The organism is Acidovorax delafieldii (assembly GCF_007993815.1).
Taxonomy (GTDB): domain Bacteria; phylum Pseudomonadota; class Gammaproteobacteria; order Burkholderiales; family Burkholderiaceae_C; genus Acidovorax; species Acidovorax delafieldii.
Genome location: NZ_VJWE01000019.1, coordinates 149,821 through 166,318 on the forward strand (window position 1 = coordinate 149,821; position 16,498 = coordinate 166,318).

Below are 16,498 nucleotides of genomic sequence, written 5' to 3' on the forward strand. Positions count from 1 at the left end.
TTACTCATTCCACCCGCACCGCATCAGCGCGCGCCATGTATTTGCCAAAGTCTTCCGACAGGCCGCAGGCCTCCAGCAGATCGGCCAGCGCCTTCACGTAGTCGTGGGCGGCCTGCGCGCGTTCGGTCTGGGCCTTGGCCTGGTTGACCTGGGCGTCGATCAGATCCAGTGTGGTGCTGGTGCCCGCCTTCAGGCCGGAAATGCGCAGGCGCAGCACTTCGTCGGCCAGCTCCAGACCCGGCTGCAGCGCAAAGTAGGCGCGGCGCGCCTGCTCCAGGGCCAGCCAGCGCTTTTCCACCAGCAGGGCAATGTCGTTCTGCGCCTGCGCGCCGGTGCGCTCAGCCTGCTCGATCTGGCGGTTGGATGACTCGGCCAGCGCGTTGCGGTCGATGGAGTCCCACAGCGTCCAGCGCACGCCCACGCCGGCCACCCAGTCGGCATCGCGGCCGGTCTTGAGCTGACGCTGGCCAAACGCGAACACCTGGGGCTTGCGCAGTGCCTCCTGGGCGGCGTGCAGTTGCGTGGCTTGCTCTTTCTTGGCGGCCACCTTGTCCAAGCCTGGGTGGTGGGCCAAAGCGGTGTCGATGAAGTAGGGCAGGGGCTCGACCGGCTGGCTCAGCACAAACAGGGGGCTGGTGGGCGTCACAGGGTCGGACGCCTTCAGGGTGCGGGTCAGCGCCGTGGCGGCCAGCTCGGCATCGTCGCGGGCCTTGCGCGCGTTGCGGCGGGCCTCTTCCAGCGCGGAGCGGGCCTGCAGGCGTTCGACGCGTGCGATCACGCCAGCGTCCAGCATCTTCTGTGCGGCGGCGTCGTGCTGCTCAATGGTGGCCAGGGCCGATTCGCGCAGCAGGGCAGCGCGCTGCGCCAGCTGGGCGCCAAAGTAGCGCTGCACCAGCAGGGTGGTGGCCTCATGGCCGGTTTTGGCGGCGTCGGCCTGGGCTTCTTGCGCCTGGGCATCCAGCAGGCCCCGGGCCGCATTGCTGGCGCCGCCCATGTAGATCGGCCAGATGGCAGAGACCGAGGCTGTGGTGTCGCTCTTGCTGCGGTTGAGCGTGTAGCTGGACGGCAGATGCGGCAACTGGGCCAGCGAGCCCGCCAGCTGGGGTGGCAGCTGCGACAGCACGCCGGGCAGTGCGCGGTTCAGCGGGTTCAGGTCCACGTCCAGGTTGGCGTTGTAGGTGTAGGCGGCGCCGCTCAGGTTGACCACCGGGCCACCCAGGCGCTGCATGGCGTCGCGGCGCAGCTGGGCGCTTTCGACGGCGCTGCGCGATGCGGCCAGCTGGTCGGAGCGCTGCTGCAGCTGCTGCAGCGCTGCGTCAAACGCCAAAGGGGCGGCGTGGGCCTGCAGGGGCAGCAGGGTCAGGGTGGTAGATGCAAGCAGGCAGAGCAAAGCCGCGCCTGCCCGGCCTGTGTGCCGGGGCGTGGTGGGATGGGTCATGGTGTCAGGTCGTGGTTGTCAGCGCGCACCCACCGGGGTGTAGGCGTTGCTGTGCTCCGCCAGCCAGCGTGCCGACAAGTCGGTGCCGTGCTGGCTGGGGTGAAAGTCGGGGCGCAGGTACTCGCGCCAGGGGCGCCAGGTCTCGCGCACCAGGCCGCCCTTGCCGAACAACGTGCGTGCGGCGCTGGTCCACGTGCTCCATTTCCACAGCGAGCCATCGCGGCGCAGGTTCAGCACCGTCTGGCGCAGCACATCGCCGAGGAACACCACCGTGATGCGGCGGAACCAGGTGATGCGCCACTCGTGGTTGCCGCCCAGTGCCTGGTAAAGGTCGAAGGCCGTGTTCTTGTGCTCGGACTCTTCGGCGCAGTGCCATTGCCACATCGTGGCCAGGCGCGGCTCGGCGCCCTGCAGCACCTCGGGGTGGGCAAGCAGCCATTCGGCGAGCAGGGCGGTGAAGTGCTCGTTGGCAGCGGTCACAGCCAGCGGATGGCGTGGGTCGGCGCCCGCAAACAGCTTCATGCGCTCTTGCGCACGCGGGGCCCATTCATTGGCGAGGCCCTGCTGGTCGAGGTGGCCGTTGAACAGCGCGTGGATGCGGCGGTGGGTGGCCTCCTGCCCGATGAAGCCACGCACTTCGTCGGCAAACTGCGCCTGCCTGTCGGGGGGCAGGGCCTTGTGGCCGTCACGCACGGCATCGATAAAGAACTGCTCGCCCACCGGAAAGCTCATCGACAGCGCGTTGAACAGCGCAGAGCGAAACGCGTCGCCACCACACCAGTGGCGCGCAAACGGCGTCTCCAGGTCGATCAGCAGGCGGCGGACAACGAGTTCGGTCATGAAGAAAGCTCCTGGCGCAAGGGGGCCGCGCGGTGGTGCATGGATTTGGTACTTTGCAGTACCGGTGGATTTGTATGATGCAGATCAACTATGGTACTGTCAAGTACCTCGTCGAATTTTCTGCATTGCGATCAGCCTCCATGAGTGACGTCACCGCCCCAATTGCTGCGCCCGTTGCACCCGCTGCGGGCACCGAACACCGCGCCCGCCTGCTGGAGGGCATGGCACGCGCCGTGGCCGCCAAGGGCTATGCCGACACCACCATTGCCGACATCGTGCGCGAAGCCAGCGTGTCGCGCCGCACCTTTTATGAAAATTTTGCCGACAAGGCCGAGTGCCTGACCGCGCTGTACGAGGCGGCCAGTGGCAACGCGATTGCGGTGCTGCGCGCTGCCATCGATCCGCACAGCGACTGGGAGGCCCAGGTGGAGCAGGCCATGGCCGCCTACTTTGGCGTGTTGGCGCGCAACCCAGTGCTGCTGCGCACCTTGTTCATCGACATCCTGGGCCTGGGCCCGACGGGCCTGGCCGCGCGCCGCCGCGCCAACCAGCAACTGGCCGACCTGATGCTGGACGTGGTGAACAACCGCCCGGGTGAGCGCAAACGCAAGACGCCCCTGCAGCCCATGATGGCCATGGCCGTGGTGGGGGGCATCAACGAGATGGTGCTGCACTCTATCGAGCAGGACCGGGCCGGGCAGCTGCAAGAGCTGGTGGAGCCCGCGGCAACTTTGTTGCGGGCGGCGATCTCGGCCGAGTTCTGATCGTTGTGTGGGAGACCGTACTGCGATCGGTGCAGCCAGCGCCTCACACCTCGTTGGCAATCTCGATCAGGTTTTCGTCCGGGTCGTAAATGTAGACCGAGCGCAGCCGGTGGCGGGCGCCCGTTGCGCCCACCGGGCCTTGCACGATGGGGACGCCTTCGGCCTGCAGGTGGGCGATGACGTCGTCGAGCGGCATCTGGGTGAGAAAGCACAGGTCGCCGGAGCCCGCCGTCGCGTGGCGCACATTGGGGTCCACCACCGTGCCCACTTCGTGCAGGTTGATCTTTTGCGCGCCGAAGTGCAGTGCGTACCGCTGGGGCTTGAACTCCCGGGCGGTCATGCCCAGCACACGCTCATAAAACGCAATGGTTTTGTCGATGCTGGCGACGGTGAGCACGACGTGGTCGATGGATTCCAGAACAATGGGCATGGTGTAGGGCGGGGGGATCAGGCGAGAGAAGTATGGCGCGCCATTGTGGCGGGCTACAGCCAGCGCTTGTTGGCCGTAAACACCACCGTGAGCAGCAGCCCGGCCAGCAGGGCCATGAACCAGTGCAGGGGCGATAGCGGCACAAACCTGAAAGCGTTGGCCAGCCACGGCACGGTGGTGATGGCCGTCAGCGCGGCCAGCGTGCCGCCCGCCACCCACAGGCTGACCGGGGTGAGTCCCTTCCACAGGCTGCGCCACACCGTCTGGCTGCTGCGGCTGGGCAGGATGAGCGCGGCGTTGGCGGCCACCAGCACCACAAACGCGGCCGTGCTGGCGGTGGCGGCATGTGCGGGCTGGCGCAGCAGCCAGGCATACAGGCCCACCACGGCAGCGGTCACCACGCTGCCCTGCAGCACGCTCAGCAGGATGTGGCGGGCGGACAGCAGGGGTTCGTCGGCCGCGCGCGGCGGCTGCTGCATGAGGTCGGCAGCGCCTTCTTCGGCCTCGAACACGATGGAGCAGGCCGGGTCGATGACCAGCTCCAGAAACGCGATGTGCAGCGGCGCCAGCACCAGCGGCAGCCCGAACAGCACCGGCAGCAGCGCCAGCCCAATGATGGGCACGTGCACCGCCAGCGTGTAGACCATGGCCTGGCGCAGATTGGCAAAGGTCTGCCGCCCCCGGTGAATCGCCAGCACGATGGCTGCAAAGTCGTCGTGCAGCAGCACCAGGGCGGCAGCCTCGCGCGCCACATCGGTGCCGCGCTGGCCCATGGCGATGCCGATGTGTGCCGCCTTGAGGGCGGGGGCGTCGTTCACACCATCGCCCGTCATGGCCACCACCTCGCCCTGGGCCTTGAGGGCTTCGACCAGCGCCAGCTTCTGGTGTGGCTTGATGCGCGCAAACACGCTGACCTGCCGGACCTGGTCGGCCAGCACCTGCGGCGGCATGTGGACCAACTCGTCGCCGGTGATCACGCGGTCGTTGGCGATGCCTGCCTGGGCGGCAATGGCGCGCGCGGTGCGGGGGTGGTCGCCGGTGATCATCACTACGCGAATGCCCGCCTGGCGGCACTGCGCTACGGCCTGGGGCACCTCGGGGCGCAGCGGGTCGGCCAGGGCCACCAGGCCCAGCCATTCAAAGTCAAAGTCGTGCTGGGCTTCGGGCCAGGTGTCTTGCGTGTGGTGCCGGGCCTTGGCCACGCCCAGCACGCGCAGGCCCCGGTCGGCCAGGCGTGCGGCCTGGGCGCTGACGGCGGCGCGCTCGGCGTCGGGCAGATGGCAAAGGTCGGCCACGGCTTCGGGCGCGCCCTTGGTGGCCACCGTGTCGTGTGCCGAGGTGCCGTCGCGCCACAGGTGGCTCATGGCCAGCAGTTGGGGCGATAGCTCGTACTCGCGCGCCAGTGACCATGCGGGGTGCAGGTGCTCGGTGTCCACCAGGTGGTCGGCCGCCATGCGGTGAAAGGCCTGCTCCATGGGGTCGTGCGGCTCGATCTCGCTGGCCAGCACGGCGTATTCGAGCAGCTCGTGGAAGGCATCGGGCAGCGCGCTGCCATCCGCTGCGGCGGGCAGGTTCTGCACATCCAGCTCCTGCCCCGCAATGCAGAGCGCCGCCACGGCCATGCGGTTCTGCGTCAGGGTGCCGGTCTTGTCCACGCACAGCACGGTGGTTTGCCCCAGCGTCTCAATGGCATTGAGCCGCCGCGTGAGCACCTGTTGCGCCGCCAGCCTCCGCGCGGCCAGAGCCAGGAAGATGATCATGATCACGGGCAGCTCTTGCGGCAGCACCCCCATTGCCAGTGTGATGCCCGCCAGCACGGCCTGCAGCCAGTCGCCCCGCAGCGCCCAGAACAGGGCCACCAGCAGCGCGCACAGCGACAGGCCAATGACCACCAGCTTGCGCGTGAGCCGCGCCATTTCCTCGCGCAGCGGCGAGGCCTGCAGGGCAATGGTGTCGAGCGACTGGCCGATGCGCCCCAGCTCCGTGTGGCGGCCCACGGCGGACACCTGCAGCAGGCCCTGGCCGCTGACCACCAGCGTGCCTGCAAACACCTTGTCTGCCGGTTGTTTGGCCACGGGCTCAGATTCGCCGGTCAGCATCGATTCGTTGGCGGCCAGCTCGTGGGCTTGCAGCAGTGTGCCGTCGGCGGGGATGCGGTCGCCCTCGGCAATCATCAGCAGGTCTTCGCGCACCACGTCGCGGCCTGCAATGCGCACCAGGGTGCCGCCGCGCAACGCCAGCGCGCGGGGGCTGGAGAGGTCGCGCAGGGCGTTCAGCGCGTTGTCGGTGCGGCGCTCCTGCAGCACCGTGATCGCCATGATGATCACCACGAAGCCCAGCAGGATCATTGCCTCGTGCGCGTCGCCCATGGCGAGGTAGATGGCACCTGCGCCCAGCAACAGCAGGAACATGGGCTCGGTGACCACATCCCAGGCCATGTCGCGCAGCGTGCGGCGCTGGCTGATGCCCAGTTCGTTGGGGCCTTCTTCACGCAGGCGTTGGGCGGCCAGTGCCGGGTCGAGGCCAGTGGGGGAGTCGGTAGTGGGCATGTGGGGCGTGACGCTGCGTTGCAAGGAGGGTCGCAGCGGTGTAACAGTTATACCGCGCGCTGGTGTCAGCAGCCCTGAGGGAGCGCAGTGCGCCGCATCCCATCCGCCTTCATGACACCTCGCACATCACAAAGTCGGCCTTGCCGACATTGCATTCGGGGCAGCGCCAGTCGTCGGGCACGTTGGCCCAGAGGGTGCCGGGCGCGATACCGTGGTCGGGCACGCCGGCAGCCTCGTCGTAGATCCAGCCGCAAACGGCACACATGTAGATTTTCATGGCGTGGTTCCTTCTGTTTGGGGCTGTGCGTCAGTCGTCATCGTGGTGCCGTTGGCGTTCGGTCGATGTGCCGTTGGCAACCCAGCCGCTGGGCGACTGCTGCCACTGCCAGGCGCCAAAGGCCAGGGTTGCGATCAGCAGCAGGGCGGCGAGCCAGGTGCGGTTCTTGGGGACCAGGTCGGGTCCCTTGCCCTCCACCCGGCCGGTGAGCATGGGCAGGGCCTGGTTCTTGCGGCGCAGCACGCTCAAGCCTGCAATCAGCGCAATGTGGGCCAGCACCACAAACAGCAGGGCGTTGCCGAAGAACTCATGCACTTCTTCCATCGCTTCTCCCATCCAGTTGCCACCCAGCGCAGCGCCCCAGTCGTTGTACGTGGCATATCCGCTGAGGGTGAGGGGCACCACCAGCGCCAGCAGCAACACGATGGCCAGCGCCACCAGCAGGTTCTGGCCCTGGCGCCAGTTGATTTGCGTGACCGATGGGGCCTGGGGCAGGGAGCGCAGCCATGCGGGCGCCCCCGCCAGCTTGCGCCACAGCAGGCCCAGGCCCGAGGTGCGCGGCCCGAGGATGCCGTACAGCAGCCGAAAGCCCAGCAGCCCCGCCATGGTGTAGCCCAGCGTGACGTGCAGCAGCCGCCAGTGTTCCCCGTCGGCCGTGGCGTAGGCCCCGGCAAAGCACAGTGCAAACAGCCAGTGGAACATGCGCGTGGGCGCATCGGTCACCCGGCGACTGGGAGCCCTGGCGGGGGCGGGTTGCGCCGAGGCATCGGCGGGATGGAGGGTAGGTGTGTTGTTCATCGTGTTTTCCTTGATGGGGCGCAGTTCAGATTCACCGCTCTCAGTCGTTCCAGGCGCGGCGTGAGCGGGCATCCAGCCCCGCCGGCATGCGCAGGTTGTGTTCGTCAAACTGCCCCTTGTCCGCGCCCGTGTGGCAGGCTGCACAGTTGGCAGCGCTTTTCACGCTGGCGAGCTTCCAGGTGGTGGGTTCGATCTTTCGGTGCTTGCGTTCAAACCAGGCCGAGCGGGTGATACGGTCCTCGGGTGGCTCCTCGTTCACCCGCTTGTAGGTGCCTGCGTGGGCCTGCAGCCACTGGTTGAGTTGGCGTACGGTGGCGGCGTCCAGCGATGCGTCGGTGCTGTAGTGCCTGTCCAGGCCCGTCATCACGCGGTTCCAGGATGCTGCGGGCAGCAGGCCGGGCGGGTAGGCGGTGTGGCAAGCGGCGCATTCCTGTGTGTAGGCACTGGGCATGTTGCGGGGCATGGCGCGCCCGCTGTCTGCATGGGCGCTGGAGAGTGACAGCAGGGTCAGTGCGCACACAGCGGCGGCCAGGGCTGCAGGGCGCAACGGGGCTGGTTTTTGCATGGTGTCGGTCTCAGGGCTTGAGGGCGTTGAGGTAGGCCAACACGTCGGCTTTTTCCACCGCTGTGCATTCACGGCTCACCACGTCGTTGCAGTTGCGGCGGAACCACTTGTCCACCTTGGCGGTGTCGGTGAATGCCTTGGGGTTGAAGGCCGGAGCCAGGGGCGCAATCGACTTGCCGGTGCTGGCGTGTTTGCCCTGTGCGGTGGGCGGTGTGCCGTGGCAGGATGCGCAAGACCATTCGCCACCATGGCGTGCGTTGAAGAACACCTTGCCTTTGTCGGCATTGCCTGGGCTGCCGGCCTGTGCGCTCCAGTGGGCGAGCTGCTGGGCAGCGGTGGTGTCAGCGGCGTGGCTGATGCTGGTGGCTGCAAGTGCACAGAGCGCGGCCAGAGTCAGGGTGCGAAGGGAAGTCATGCTGTGGTCCTTGTGGGTTTCATCGCTTGTGCAGCCATTGTTGAAATCCCCGCCTGAACGGCGCGTGAAAGGGCTGTTCATCGGCCGTTCAGATATCGCGCAGGACAATGCGCCCATGCCTTTCTCCTTCCACGCTGCTTGTGCGGGCCGCCATGTCCGGTGCATGTGCTTGGCGGCGTGTGTGCTGTGGGCTGCCGCGCTGGCCGTGCCGTCCGCGTGGGGCAGCGGCAAGGAAGACCACGACCGCGCCCGGCAGGCCGTGCAGGCGGGCCAGGTGCTACCACTGCCCGTCGTGCTCGATCGCCTGCAGCGCGAGGTGCCTGGTCAGGTGCTGGAAGTGGAGCTGGAGCAGGAGCGCGAGCGCTGGATCTACGAGATCAAGCTGCTGACGCCTGCCGGGCAGTTGACCAAGGTCAAGCTCGATGCGCGCACGGCGGAGGTGCTGCGTGTGCGATCCCGAGAATCGCGCGAAGATCAGCAGCGAAGCCGTGACAATCGCTAACACCCTTCCGACCGCGACACCTCCATGCGCATCCTGCTGGTAGAAGACGACACCCTGCTGCGCGCCCAGTTGCGCAATGCCCTGCACGGCGCGGGCTACACGGTGGACGAGGCAGACAACGGGCGCGACGCGCAGTTTCTGGGCGACACCGAGGCAGTGGATGCCGTGGTGCTGGACCTGGGCCTGCCGGTGGTGGACGGGCTCACGGTGCTCAAGCGGTGGCGGGCCGAGGGGCGCAACATGCCGGTGCTGATCCTCACCGCGCGCGACAACTGGCACGAAAAAGTCGCAGGCATCGATGCCGGTGCCGACGACTACCTGACCAAGCCCTTTCACCTTGAAGAACTGCTGGCGCGCCTTCGCGCACTCATCCGCCGCGCCAGCGGGCAAGCGTCGGCCGTGCTGCAGTGTGGAGACTGGTCGCTGGACACACGCAGTGGCCGCGTGACCTGTGCGGGCCAGCCGGTGACGTTGACAGCGCATGAGTACAAGGTGCTCGACTACCTCATGCACCGGCCTGGCGTGCTGGTGTCACGCGCGGAGCTGACCGAACACATCTATGCGCAGGACTTTGATCGGGACTCCAACACCATCGAGGTCTTTGTGGGGCGCTTGCGCAAGAAGATGTTGCCTCCTGCGGCTTCGTCGGCTGCCCTGGCGGATTCGGCACGTATCGAAACCGTGCGTGGCATGGGCTACCGCCTGGTGCCTCCATGAGCGCGCAAGCTGTGCCACCTGCGCCTGCCGTGCACTGGTCCCGGTCGTTGCGGGTGCGGCTGCTGGCCGTCACGCTGGCGGGGGCGGCCGTAGCCATGGCGCTGGCTGGGCTGGTGCTGAGCGGATTGTTCCGCGAGCATGTGCAGCAGCAGTTTCAGGCTGCACTGCAGCTGCAGCTGGACCAGATCACGGCGCGCCTGGAGTTTGACGCCCAAGGGCAGCCGGTGATTGCTGCCGAGGCGCTGTCCGACCCCCGCTGGCTCAAGCCCTACTCCGGCCTGTATTGGCAGGTGGACGCCATGGCGCCCGACGGGCGGGAGCGGGCTGGGGTGTTGCGCTCGCGCTCGTTGTGGGACACCAGCCTGGCGCTACAGGTGGATGCGTTGGCCGATGGCACCGTGCATGTGCACGAGATGACAGGCCCGCAGGGCGCGCCTTTGCTGGTGCTGGAGCGCACGGTGCGCGCCGAGGGCGTGCATGCAGCGCGCTGGCGCTTGATTGTGGCCGCCGACCTGCAGGCCACGCAGGCAGCCACGGCCCGGTTCACTGGCGTGCTGGGGCTGTCGCTGGCGGTGTTGCTATTGCTGCTGGTCGCCGCCGCCTGGGCGCAGGTGGCGGTGGGGCTTAAGCCCCTGCAGGCGCTACAGCGCGCGGTGCAGGATGTGCAAGAAGCGCGGGCTTCGCAATTGCAAGGCAGCTTCCCTGCGGAAGTGCAGCCGCTGGTCGACGACTTTAATGCCGTGCTGCGCCGGCATGGCGAGGTGGTGGAGAGGGCACGCACCCAGGCGGGCAACCTGGCCCATGCGCTCAAGACGCCCCTCACGGTGCTGGAGAACGCGGCCTGCACACGACCGCCCACTGATCACCCGCAGCTGGCGGCGCTGGTGCGAGAGCAGGTGGTGGTGGCCCGCAGGCACATCGACTGGCACCTGGCGCGGTCGCGGGTGTCGGCATCTGCGCGCTTGCCCGGGCAGCGCACGCCGCTGCAGCCGGTAGTGGATGGGCTGGTGCGCGTGATGAACAAGGTGCATGCGGACCGGTTGGTCGATATCAGTGTCGAGCCGTCAGCAGTGCCGCTTTTCTTTGCGGGCGAGGCGCAGGACCTGCAGGAAATGCTGGGCAACCTGCTGGACAACGCCTGCAAGTGGGCGCAGGCTGCGGTGCGGCTGCAGATGCAACTGCTGCCCGCCGGATCGGGCGCTGCGCAGCCCCAACTGGTGGTTGCGGTGGAAGACGACGGCCCCGGCATTGATGCCGCGCAACGTGATCAGGCGCTGGAACGCGGCGTGCGCCTGGATGAAACCGTGCCCGGCACGGGACTGGGCCTGGCCATCGTGCAGGACCTGGCAGCTTTGTATGGGGGGCGGCTGGATCTGGAGCCCGCAGGCCTTGGCGGCTTGCGGGCGACGCTCACCCTGCCTGCTGCGAGCGCTCACTGAGCCACAGTGGCTGCGGCTGTTCGACACGCCAAAAAAGTCCCGCTGGGCGGGGCGCCTAGAGAAAAACCGCCAAAGCGGAAACCCATTAAAAAAGCCCGCCAAAGCGGGCTAAGGCCCTGACAAATTCCCCTGAATTCTGCAAAGCCTTGGAGTGATGGAGACAGGGTATCACCGTCTGCCGTGTTTGACCACTTTTGTTGTGCAAGCGGCCTTCAGTGCCTGCTTTCCACACTGTTTTGCATGGCTGTCTGAGCGACGGCGTCCAGGGCGTTGTCCACCACGGTGTGCTCGGCCAGCACCTGCATCGCTCCCTGTTGCAGCAGCCGGTCTAGCAGCCGCAGGGTCATCGATTGGGTGCGGCCAGCGGCGCTGGTAAAGAGGAACAGGTTGCCGTGCGAGCCGATCCAGGACAGCTGTGTGCGCTCCCACTGGCCCGCCACCTGCAGATTGACCCAGGTGCCCACCGTGATGGTGGCGGCGGGCAGCGGCAGGGGCGCAGCGCTGCTGGGGGCAGCCTCAGGGGCCGTGTCTGCGCCCTCGCTCTCGGGCGATTGCGAGATATCGATGTAGCCGGACTCCCTCGCTTCGGAGGGCGCAACCCAGGGGTCGTCGTCATCAAGGGGCGCCGGTTGTTGCGGCTCTGCCGCGGGCGTTGCAAAAGTCGCTGCGGCTGCAGGGGCTGGCGCAGCCACCCTGGGCCCAGGTTTGAAGGCCTGCTGGTGCAGTTGCATCAGCAGCTCAAAAACAGCCTCCGTGCGGTCTGTTGGGTAGTCGATGGACGCAAGACCTTCGCGCAATTTGGCCAGCAGCTTGGGCAGCAGGCGAGCCAGCTGGCCCGTGTTGGCGCGCGTCAGTTCGGGTTGTACGCTCCAGATCAGCGCGTCCACCAGTTCCTGGTAGCGGCCCGGGTCGGTCGTGCCTGATTTGTCCGACAGACGCGCCTCCGCCATGACCTGGGCCCAAGCGCCCAGCAAAAAGCGCGAGATGGCGTCCGGCACCTTGCCGATGTCGGGCAGCAGCCAGATCTCGCGCGATATCTGTGCGGCCAGCAGATGGCGCTGCTCTGCATGCTGCAGGGCCTCGATGGCGCGCAAGCGCTCCTGCTTGAGCGCCTGGTCCTTCTCGGCCCATTTGGCGTGCAGTTGCTGCAGCACTTTTTCAAAGTCATCAGCGCTGTCGATGGTGGCGGTGGCCAGCGGGCCTGCGATGTGCATGAGCGAGCGCATGAAGCTCTGAAAACCAGGGGCTTCGGGGCTGTTGAAGGCCTGGCTGCGGTCGGTGATGTCCTGCAGCAGGCGGCGCGCGGCATGCTCCTTGTGGCTGAAAAAGCGGGGGTCGGCCAATGCCAGCTGCATCAGCGCAGGCTCCAGCGCGCGGATGAACTGTTGCACCGGCCACAGCAGCCGGGTGTCGCGCGCGATGTTGTCCACCATCAGCGCCACCACCTCCATGCTCAAGGCCTGGCCCAGGCCCTGAGCCTGCGCCCGCTGCGCGGCAGCAGGGCTGCCGTCTGCATCGTTGCCGGCTGGCGCGCGTGGCGTACCCAGGCGCTCCATCATCTGGCCGACCTGGTTCATCTCTTGCAGCGCCTCAAACGCCGCGGGCACCGTCATCGCGAAATCCGTGGCCGGTGGGTCGATCTGCGGCAAACCTTGTGACGGATGTTCAAACTCCCGGTCAAACCGGGCTGCGAAAGATTCCTGGGGGTTGTCGCCGCTGGCGTGCATGTCCGCAGGGGCGGGTGCGTCATTGAACTCGCCCAGCAGCAGGCGGCGCAGGCGGTCCAGCGTCAGCAACGGGTCGCCCGTGCTGGTGGACGACACGTACAAGTCGTTGTCGGCTGCAAAACCGGGGGACGCCCCGGCGTCGGCCGGCGCCACATAGACCACTTCGCCCGTGGCCTGCCGCATGGCGTAGCCCACAGGCTTCACACCACTTTGCTTGAGCTGGTCGATTTGCGCGAGGTACAGGCTGCGCAGCTCGGCGCCCAATGCCTGTGCCATCAGCCCCACCCAGTCGTGGCGCACCTGGGGTGTGACCTGCATTTGCGACACCACGGACTGCAGAGCCTGCAAGAACACGTCGGGGCGCAGCGGGTTGTGCTCCGGCTGCACCCGGGACAGCCCCTGGGCCGCGCACACCAACGCGTCCAGGTCCGCCAGCGGACCTTCCACTGCAGAGATCAGTACCTGACGGGCACGTGCGCGCTCCACGCTGTCGTTGATCTGCGCCTCGTCCATCAGTTCGAGGTCGTCAAAGTGCACGGTGAACAGTGACCGCGTGGGCTTGTCGTCGCCCTGTGCCGTGTCCTGGTCCAGCGCCTTGCGCAGTGCGTCGGGGTAGCGATCTGCCATCACCGATGCCAGCCGCACCAGTTGCTGCCGTGCCTCCTGCATCGCATGGTGCTCGCCGGGGGTACGGGCAGTGTCCAGGCGCGCTTGCAGGGACACGCGCGTGGCCTCAATGACGCGCTCCACCACAGGCCGGGCCTGGGCCAGCGCGATCTGGACGATGCGCTGCTGGGGCGCAGCGGGGCTGTCGGTCGGGGCCGGGGCGGGCAGGGTGGTGTGTGTCAAGGCCATCTTCAGTGGAACGCGATACCAGTGGCTGCTGCAGTGGATGCGATGTTACGCGTCAAAAAGGGGCCAGAGGCCCCTTTTTGACGATGGTGGGGCGGTTTTACCCGCCGTGGAACTTGACCACCAGCGGCACGATGAGCAGTGCCACGATGTTGATGATCTTGATCAGCGGGTTGATGGCCGGGCCGGCCGTGTCCTTGTAGGGGTCACCCACGGTGTCACCGGTCACGGCGGCCTTGTGCGCCTCGCTGCCCTTGCCGCCGTGGTGGCCGTCTTCGATGTACTTCTTGGCGTTGTCCCACGCGCCACCGCCGGTGCACATGCTGATCGCGACAAACAGACCTGTGACGATGGTGCCCATGAGCAAGCCGCCCAGCGCCTTGGGCCCCAGCAGCAGGCCCACCACAATGGGAACCACCACCGGCAGCAGGCTGGGGATCACCATTTCCTTGATGGCGGCGGTGGTCAGCATGTCCACGGCCTTGCCGTATTCGGGCTTGCCCGTGCCGTCCATGATGCCCTTGATGGTGCTGAACTGGCGGCGTACCTCCACCACCACAGCGCCTGCGGCCCGGCCCACAGCCTCCATGGCCATGGCGCCGAACAGGTACGGAATCAGCCCGCCGATGAACAGGCCTACGATGACCAGCGGGTCCGACAGATCAAAGGTGATGGCCTTGCCGTAGCTCTCCAGCTTGTGGGTGTAGTCGGCAAACAGCACCAGTGCAGCCAGGCCGGCGGAGCCGATGGCGTAGCCCTTGGTCACGGCCTTGGTGGTGTTGCCCACGGCGTCCAGCGGGTCGGTGATGTCGCGCACACTGCTGGGCAGCTCGGCCATTTCGGCAATGCCACCCGCGTTGTCGGTGATGGGACCATACGCATCCAGCGCCACCACAATGCCCGCCATGCTCAGCATCGACGTGGCTGCCACCGCAATGCCGTACAGGCCAGCCAGGCCATAGGACACGATGATGGCCGCGCACACAAACACCACGGGCCAGGCCGTGGAACGCATCGAAACGCCCAGGCCCGCAATGATGTTGGTGCCGTGGCCGGTGGTGGACGCCTGGGCAATGTGCTGCACGGGCGAGTACTGCGTGCCGGTGTAGAACTCGGTGATCCAGACCAGCGCGGCCGTCAACACGAGGCCGGTGGCGCAGGCGCCAAACAGCCGCAGCTGGGTGCCCGTGGCCGTGACCGCGTTGTCCGGCATGATCCACAGCGTGACGAAATAGAAGGCGATGAGCGACAGGACGCCCGCTATCGCCAGACCCTTGTACAGCGCGGGCATCACGTTCTTCATGCCGGGCGTTGCCTTGACGAAGAAGCAGCCAATGATGGATGCGACGATGGACACCGCCCCCAGCGCCAGCGGGTACACCACCGCATTGACCTGGGCCGTGGCCACCATCAGGGCGCCCAGCACCATGGTGGCGATCAGTGTCACCGCGTAGGTCTCGAACAGGTCGGCCGCCATGCCCGCGCAGTCGCCCACGTTGTCGCCCACGTTGTCGGCGATCACGGCCGGGTTGCGCGGGTCATCCTCGGGGATGCCAGCCTCCACCTTGCCCACCAGGTCGGCGCCCACGTCCGCGCCCTTGGTGAAGATGCCACCGCCCAGGCGCGCAAAGATCGAGATCAGCGACGAGCCGAACGCAAAGCCAATCAGCGGGTTGAGCAGCGTGGCCAGATGGGTGGTGGGCGTGTGGTTGCCGTTGCCCGCCAGGAACCAGTAAAAGCCCGTGACACCCAGCAGACCCAGCCCCACCACCAGCATGCCGGTGATGGCACCGCCACGGAACGCGACATCCAGCGCGGGGCCAATGCCTTGGGTGGCCGCCTGCGCGGTGCGCACATTGGCGCGCACAGAGACGTTCATGCCGATGAAGCCGCAGGCGCCCGAGAGCACGGCGCCCACCACAAAGCCGACCGCCGTGGTGCCGTCCAGAAACACGCCGATGAGCACCGCCAGCACCACGCCCACGATGGCAATGGTCTTGTACTGGCGGGCCAGGTAGGCGGCGGCACCGGCCTGGATGGCGGCGGCAATCTCCTGCATGCGGGCGTTGCCCGGGTCTTTGGAAAGGATCCAGCCCCGGGCCCAGATGCCGTAGGCCACCGCAATGAGCCCGCAAACGAGGGCGAGGATGAGAGGGGATGTCAGTGCTGAACTTGCAGCCATTCAATTCTCCTTGGTGTGTTGCACGGAGGGGGGCCAACGCATCGGTGGCTTCCCCGCTGCGTTGCTTCCTCGTGCTACCCATGCGTTTCGCGCAGGAGCCGATTGGCCAACAGGCCCAATTTACAGGCAAACGCCGGTTTGCAAGCGGGCAGAAAGGGGCGTGCGCCTAAAATCAGGGTTAATCCCGACGCTTCGTTGCGCTGCATCAGTGCCGAAGGCCTCGCGGGTTATCGTCAACAAACCACTATCCAAAGACATGTCCCTCAACAACGTCCCCCCAGGCAAGAACGTTCCTGACAGCTTCAACGTCGTCATCGAGATTCCGATGAACGCCGATCCGATCAAGTACGAAGTGGACAAGGAATCGGGCGCCATTTTTGTGGACCGTTTCATGACCACCGCCATGCACTACCCCACCAACTACGGGTATGTGCCGCAGACGCTGTCGGGCGACGGCGACCCGGTCGATGTGCTGGTGATCACGCCTTACCCGCTGTTCCCCGGCGTGGTCGTGCCCTGCCGCCCCCTGGGCATCTTGATGATGGAAGACGAGGCCGGTGTGGATGGCAAGGTGATTGCTGTGCCCACGTCCAAGATCCTGCCCATGTATGACCACTGGAAGACCATCGACGATGTGAACGCCATGCGCCGCAACGCCATCGCCCACTTCTTTGAGCACTACAAGGACCTGGAAAAGGGCAAGTGGGTCAAGGTGCTGGGCTGGGAAGGCATCGACGCCGCCAAGAAGGAAATCACCGACGGCATCGACAGCTACAAGAAGTCGCAGGCCTGATAGGTCAGATAGGCCGGTAGCGCTGGTGCCGATTGCGCCAGCTGCTATCAAAATAAAAGCACGCCATCCGCCATGGATGGCGTGCTTTTTTGTGGGCGGTGCCCCGGTGGGGTAGGGAAAAGCCGCGCAATGTGCGGTCAGGCCCGCTGATAGACTGCATTTGGTTACACACCCGGGGTGGTCCCGGTGTCACGAGGTACTTTGAGGTGA

15 protein-coding genes are annotated in these 16,498 nt (G+C 66.7%); 5 read left to right on the forward strand and 10 right to left on the reverse strand.

What is annotated here, in order from left to right; genetic code table 11:
* Positions 1-4 precede the first annotated feature (4 nt).
* Positions 5-1,438 carry a TolC family protein gene (locus ATF69_RS22695; RefSeq protein ID WP_244303795.1) on the reverse strand — a complete coding sequence of 478 codons (1,434 nt, stop codon included), beginning with the start codon at positions 1,436-1,438 and terminating at the stop codon, positions 5-7.
* An 18-nt stretch (positions 1,439-1,456) separates the two neighbouring features.
* Positions 1,457-2,278 carry a metal-dependent hydrolase gene (locus tag ATF69_RS22700; RefSeq protein WP_056743529.1) on the reverse strand — a complete coding sequence of 274 codons (822 nt, stop codon included), beginning with the start codon at positions 2,276-2,278 and terminating at the stop codon, positions 1,457-1,459.
* A 140-nt stretch (positions 2,279-2,418) separates the two neighbouring features.
* On the opposite strand from ATF69_RS22700, the gene ATF69_RS22705 reads away from it, so the two are divergent.
* Positions 2,419-3,042, forward strand: coding sequence for a TetR/AcrR family transcriptional regulator (locus tag ATF69_RS22705; protein ID WP_146872370.1), 624 nt, complete (start codon positions 2,419-2,421; stop codon positions 3,040-3,042).
* A 43-nt stretch (positions 3,043-3,085) separates the two neighbouring features.
* On the opposite strand, the gene ATF69_RS22710 is transcribed toward ATF69_RS22705, so the two are convergent.
* The 6 genes from ATF69_RS22710 to ATF69_RS22735 all read right to left on the reverse strand — a co-directional run bounded on the left by ATF69_RS22710 (position 3,086) and on the right by ATF69_RS22735 (position 8,076).
* A complete protein-coding gene (locus ATF69_RS22710) occupies positions 3,086-3,472 on the reverse strand; it encodes a VOC family protein (protein ID WP_146872371.1) in 387 nt (128 codons plus the stop codon).
* 53 nt (positions 3,473-3,525) lie between these two features.
* On the reverse strand, positions 3,526-6,021 hold the full coding sequence (locus ATF69_RS22715; protein WP_146872421.1) for a cation-translocating P-type ATPase: 2,496 nt from the start codon (positions 6,019-6,021) through the stop codon (positions 3,526-3,528).
* A gap of 109 nt (positions 6,022-6,130) precedes the next feature.
* The gene (locus ATF69_RS22720) at positions 6,131-6,298 is read right to left on the reverse strand and encodes a rubredoxin (RefSeq protein ID WP_099729927.1); all 168 of its coding nucleotides are present in this window, start codon (positions 6,296-6,298) and stop codon (positions 6,131-6,133) included.
* A 30-nt stretch (positions 6,299-6,328) separates the two neighbouring features.
* The gene (locus ATF69_RS22725) at positions 6,329-7,096 is read right to left on the reverse strand and encodes a cytochrome b/b6 domain-containing protein (RefSeq protein ID WP_146872372.1); all 768 of its coding nucleotides are present in this window, start codon (positions 7,094-7,096) and stop codon (positions 6,329-6,331) included.
* A gap of 40 nt (positions 7,097-7,136) precedes the next feature.
* Positions 7,137-7,661, reverse strand: coding sequence for a diheme cytochrome c (locus ATF69_RS22730; protein WP_146872373.1), 525 nt, complete (start codon positions 7,659-7,661; stop codon positions 7,137-7,139).
* A gap of 10 nt (positions 7,662-7,671) precedes the next feature.
* On the reverse strand, positions 7,672-8,076 hold the full coding sequence (locus ATF69_RS22735; RefSeq protein WP_056067786.1) for a DUF1924 domain-containing protein: 405 nt from the start codon (positions 8,074-8,076) through the stop codon (positions 7,672-7,674).
* A 115-nt stretch (positions 8,077-8,191) separates the two neighbouring features.
* Between ATF69_RS22735 and ATF69_RS22740 the strand changes: the two genes are divergently transcribed.
* The 3 genes from ATF69_RS22740 to ATF69_RS22750 are packed head-to-tail and all read left to right on the forward strand — an operon-like array spanning position 8,192 to position 10,734.
* Positions 8,192-8,578, forward strand: a complete 387-nt coding sequence (locus ATF69_RS22740; RefSeq protein ID WP_146872374.1) for a PepSY domain-containing protein — start codon at positions 8,192-8,194, stop codon at positions 8,576-8,578.
* Between the two features lie 24 nt (positions 8,579-8,602).
* The gene (locus tag ATF69_RS22745; protein ID WP_099729929.1) at positions 8,603-9,295 is read left to right on the forward strand and encodes a response regulator; all 693 of its coding nucleotides are present in this window, start codon (positions 8,603-8,605) and stop codon (positions 9,293-9,295) included.
* Positions 9,292-10,734 (forward strand): sensor histidine kinase, encoded by a 1,443-nt coding sequence (locus tag ATF69_RS22750; protein WP_146872375.1) that lies wholly within the window; start codon positions 9,292-9,294, stop codon positions 10,732-10,734. Before ATF69_RS22745 ends, ATF69_RS22750 begins: the two co-directional genes overlap by 4 nt.
* A 212-nt stretch (positions 10,735-10,946) precedes the next feature.
* Here the strand turns inward: ATF69_RS22750 and ATF69_RS22755 are convergent, their stop codons facing one another.
* Together ATF69_RS22755 and ATF69_RS22760 are read right to left on the reverse strand one after the other, a co-directional pair.
* A complete protein-coding gene (locus ATF69_RS22755) occupies positions 10,947-13,316 on the reverse strand; it encodes a DUF1631 family protein (RefSeq protein ID WP_146872376.1) in 2,370 nt (789 codons plus the stop codon).
* A gap of 97 nt (positions 13,317-13,413) precedes the next feature.
* Entirely contained in the window at positions 13,414-15,495 is a 2,082-nt protein-coding gene (locus tag ATF69_RS22760; protein ID WP_146872377.1) for a sodium-translocating pyrophosphatase, read from the reverse strand.
* Between the two features lie 256 nt (positions 15,496-15,751).
* Here ATF69_RS22760 and ppa point away from each other — a divergent pair, with 256 nt between their 5' ends.
* The gene (gene ppa, locus ATF69_RS22765; RefSeq protein WP_056067328.1) at positions 15,752-16,288 is read left to right on the forward strand and encodes an inorganic diphosphatase; all 537 of its coding nucleotides are present in this window, start codon (positions 15,752-15,754) and stop codon (positions 16,286-16,288) included.
* The last annotated feature ends 210 nt before the right edge of the window (positions 16,289-16,498 follow it).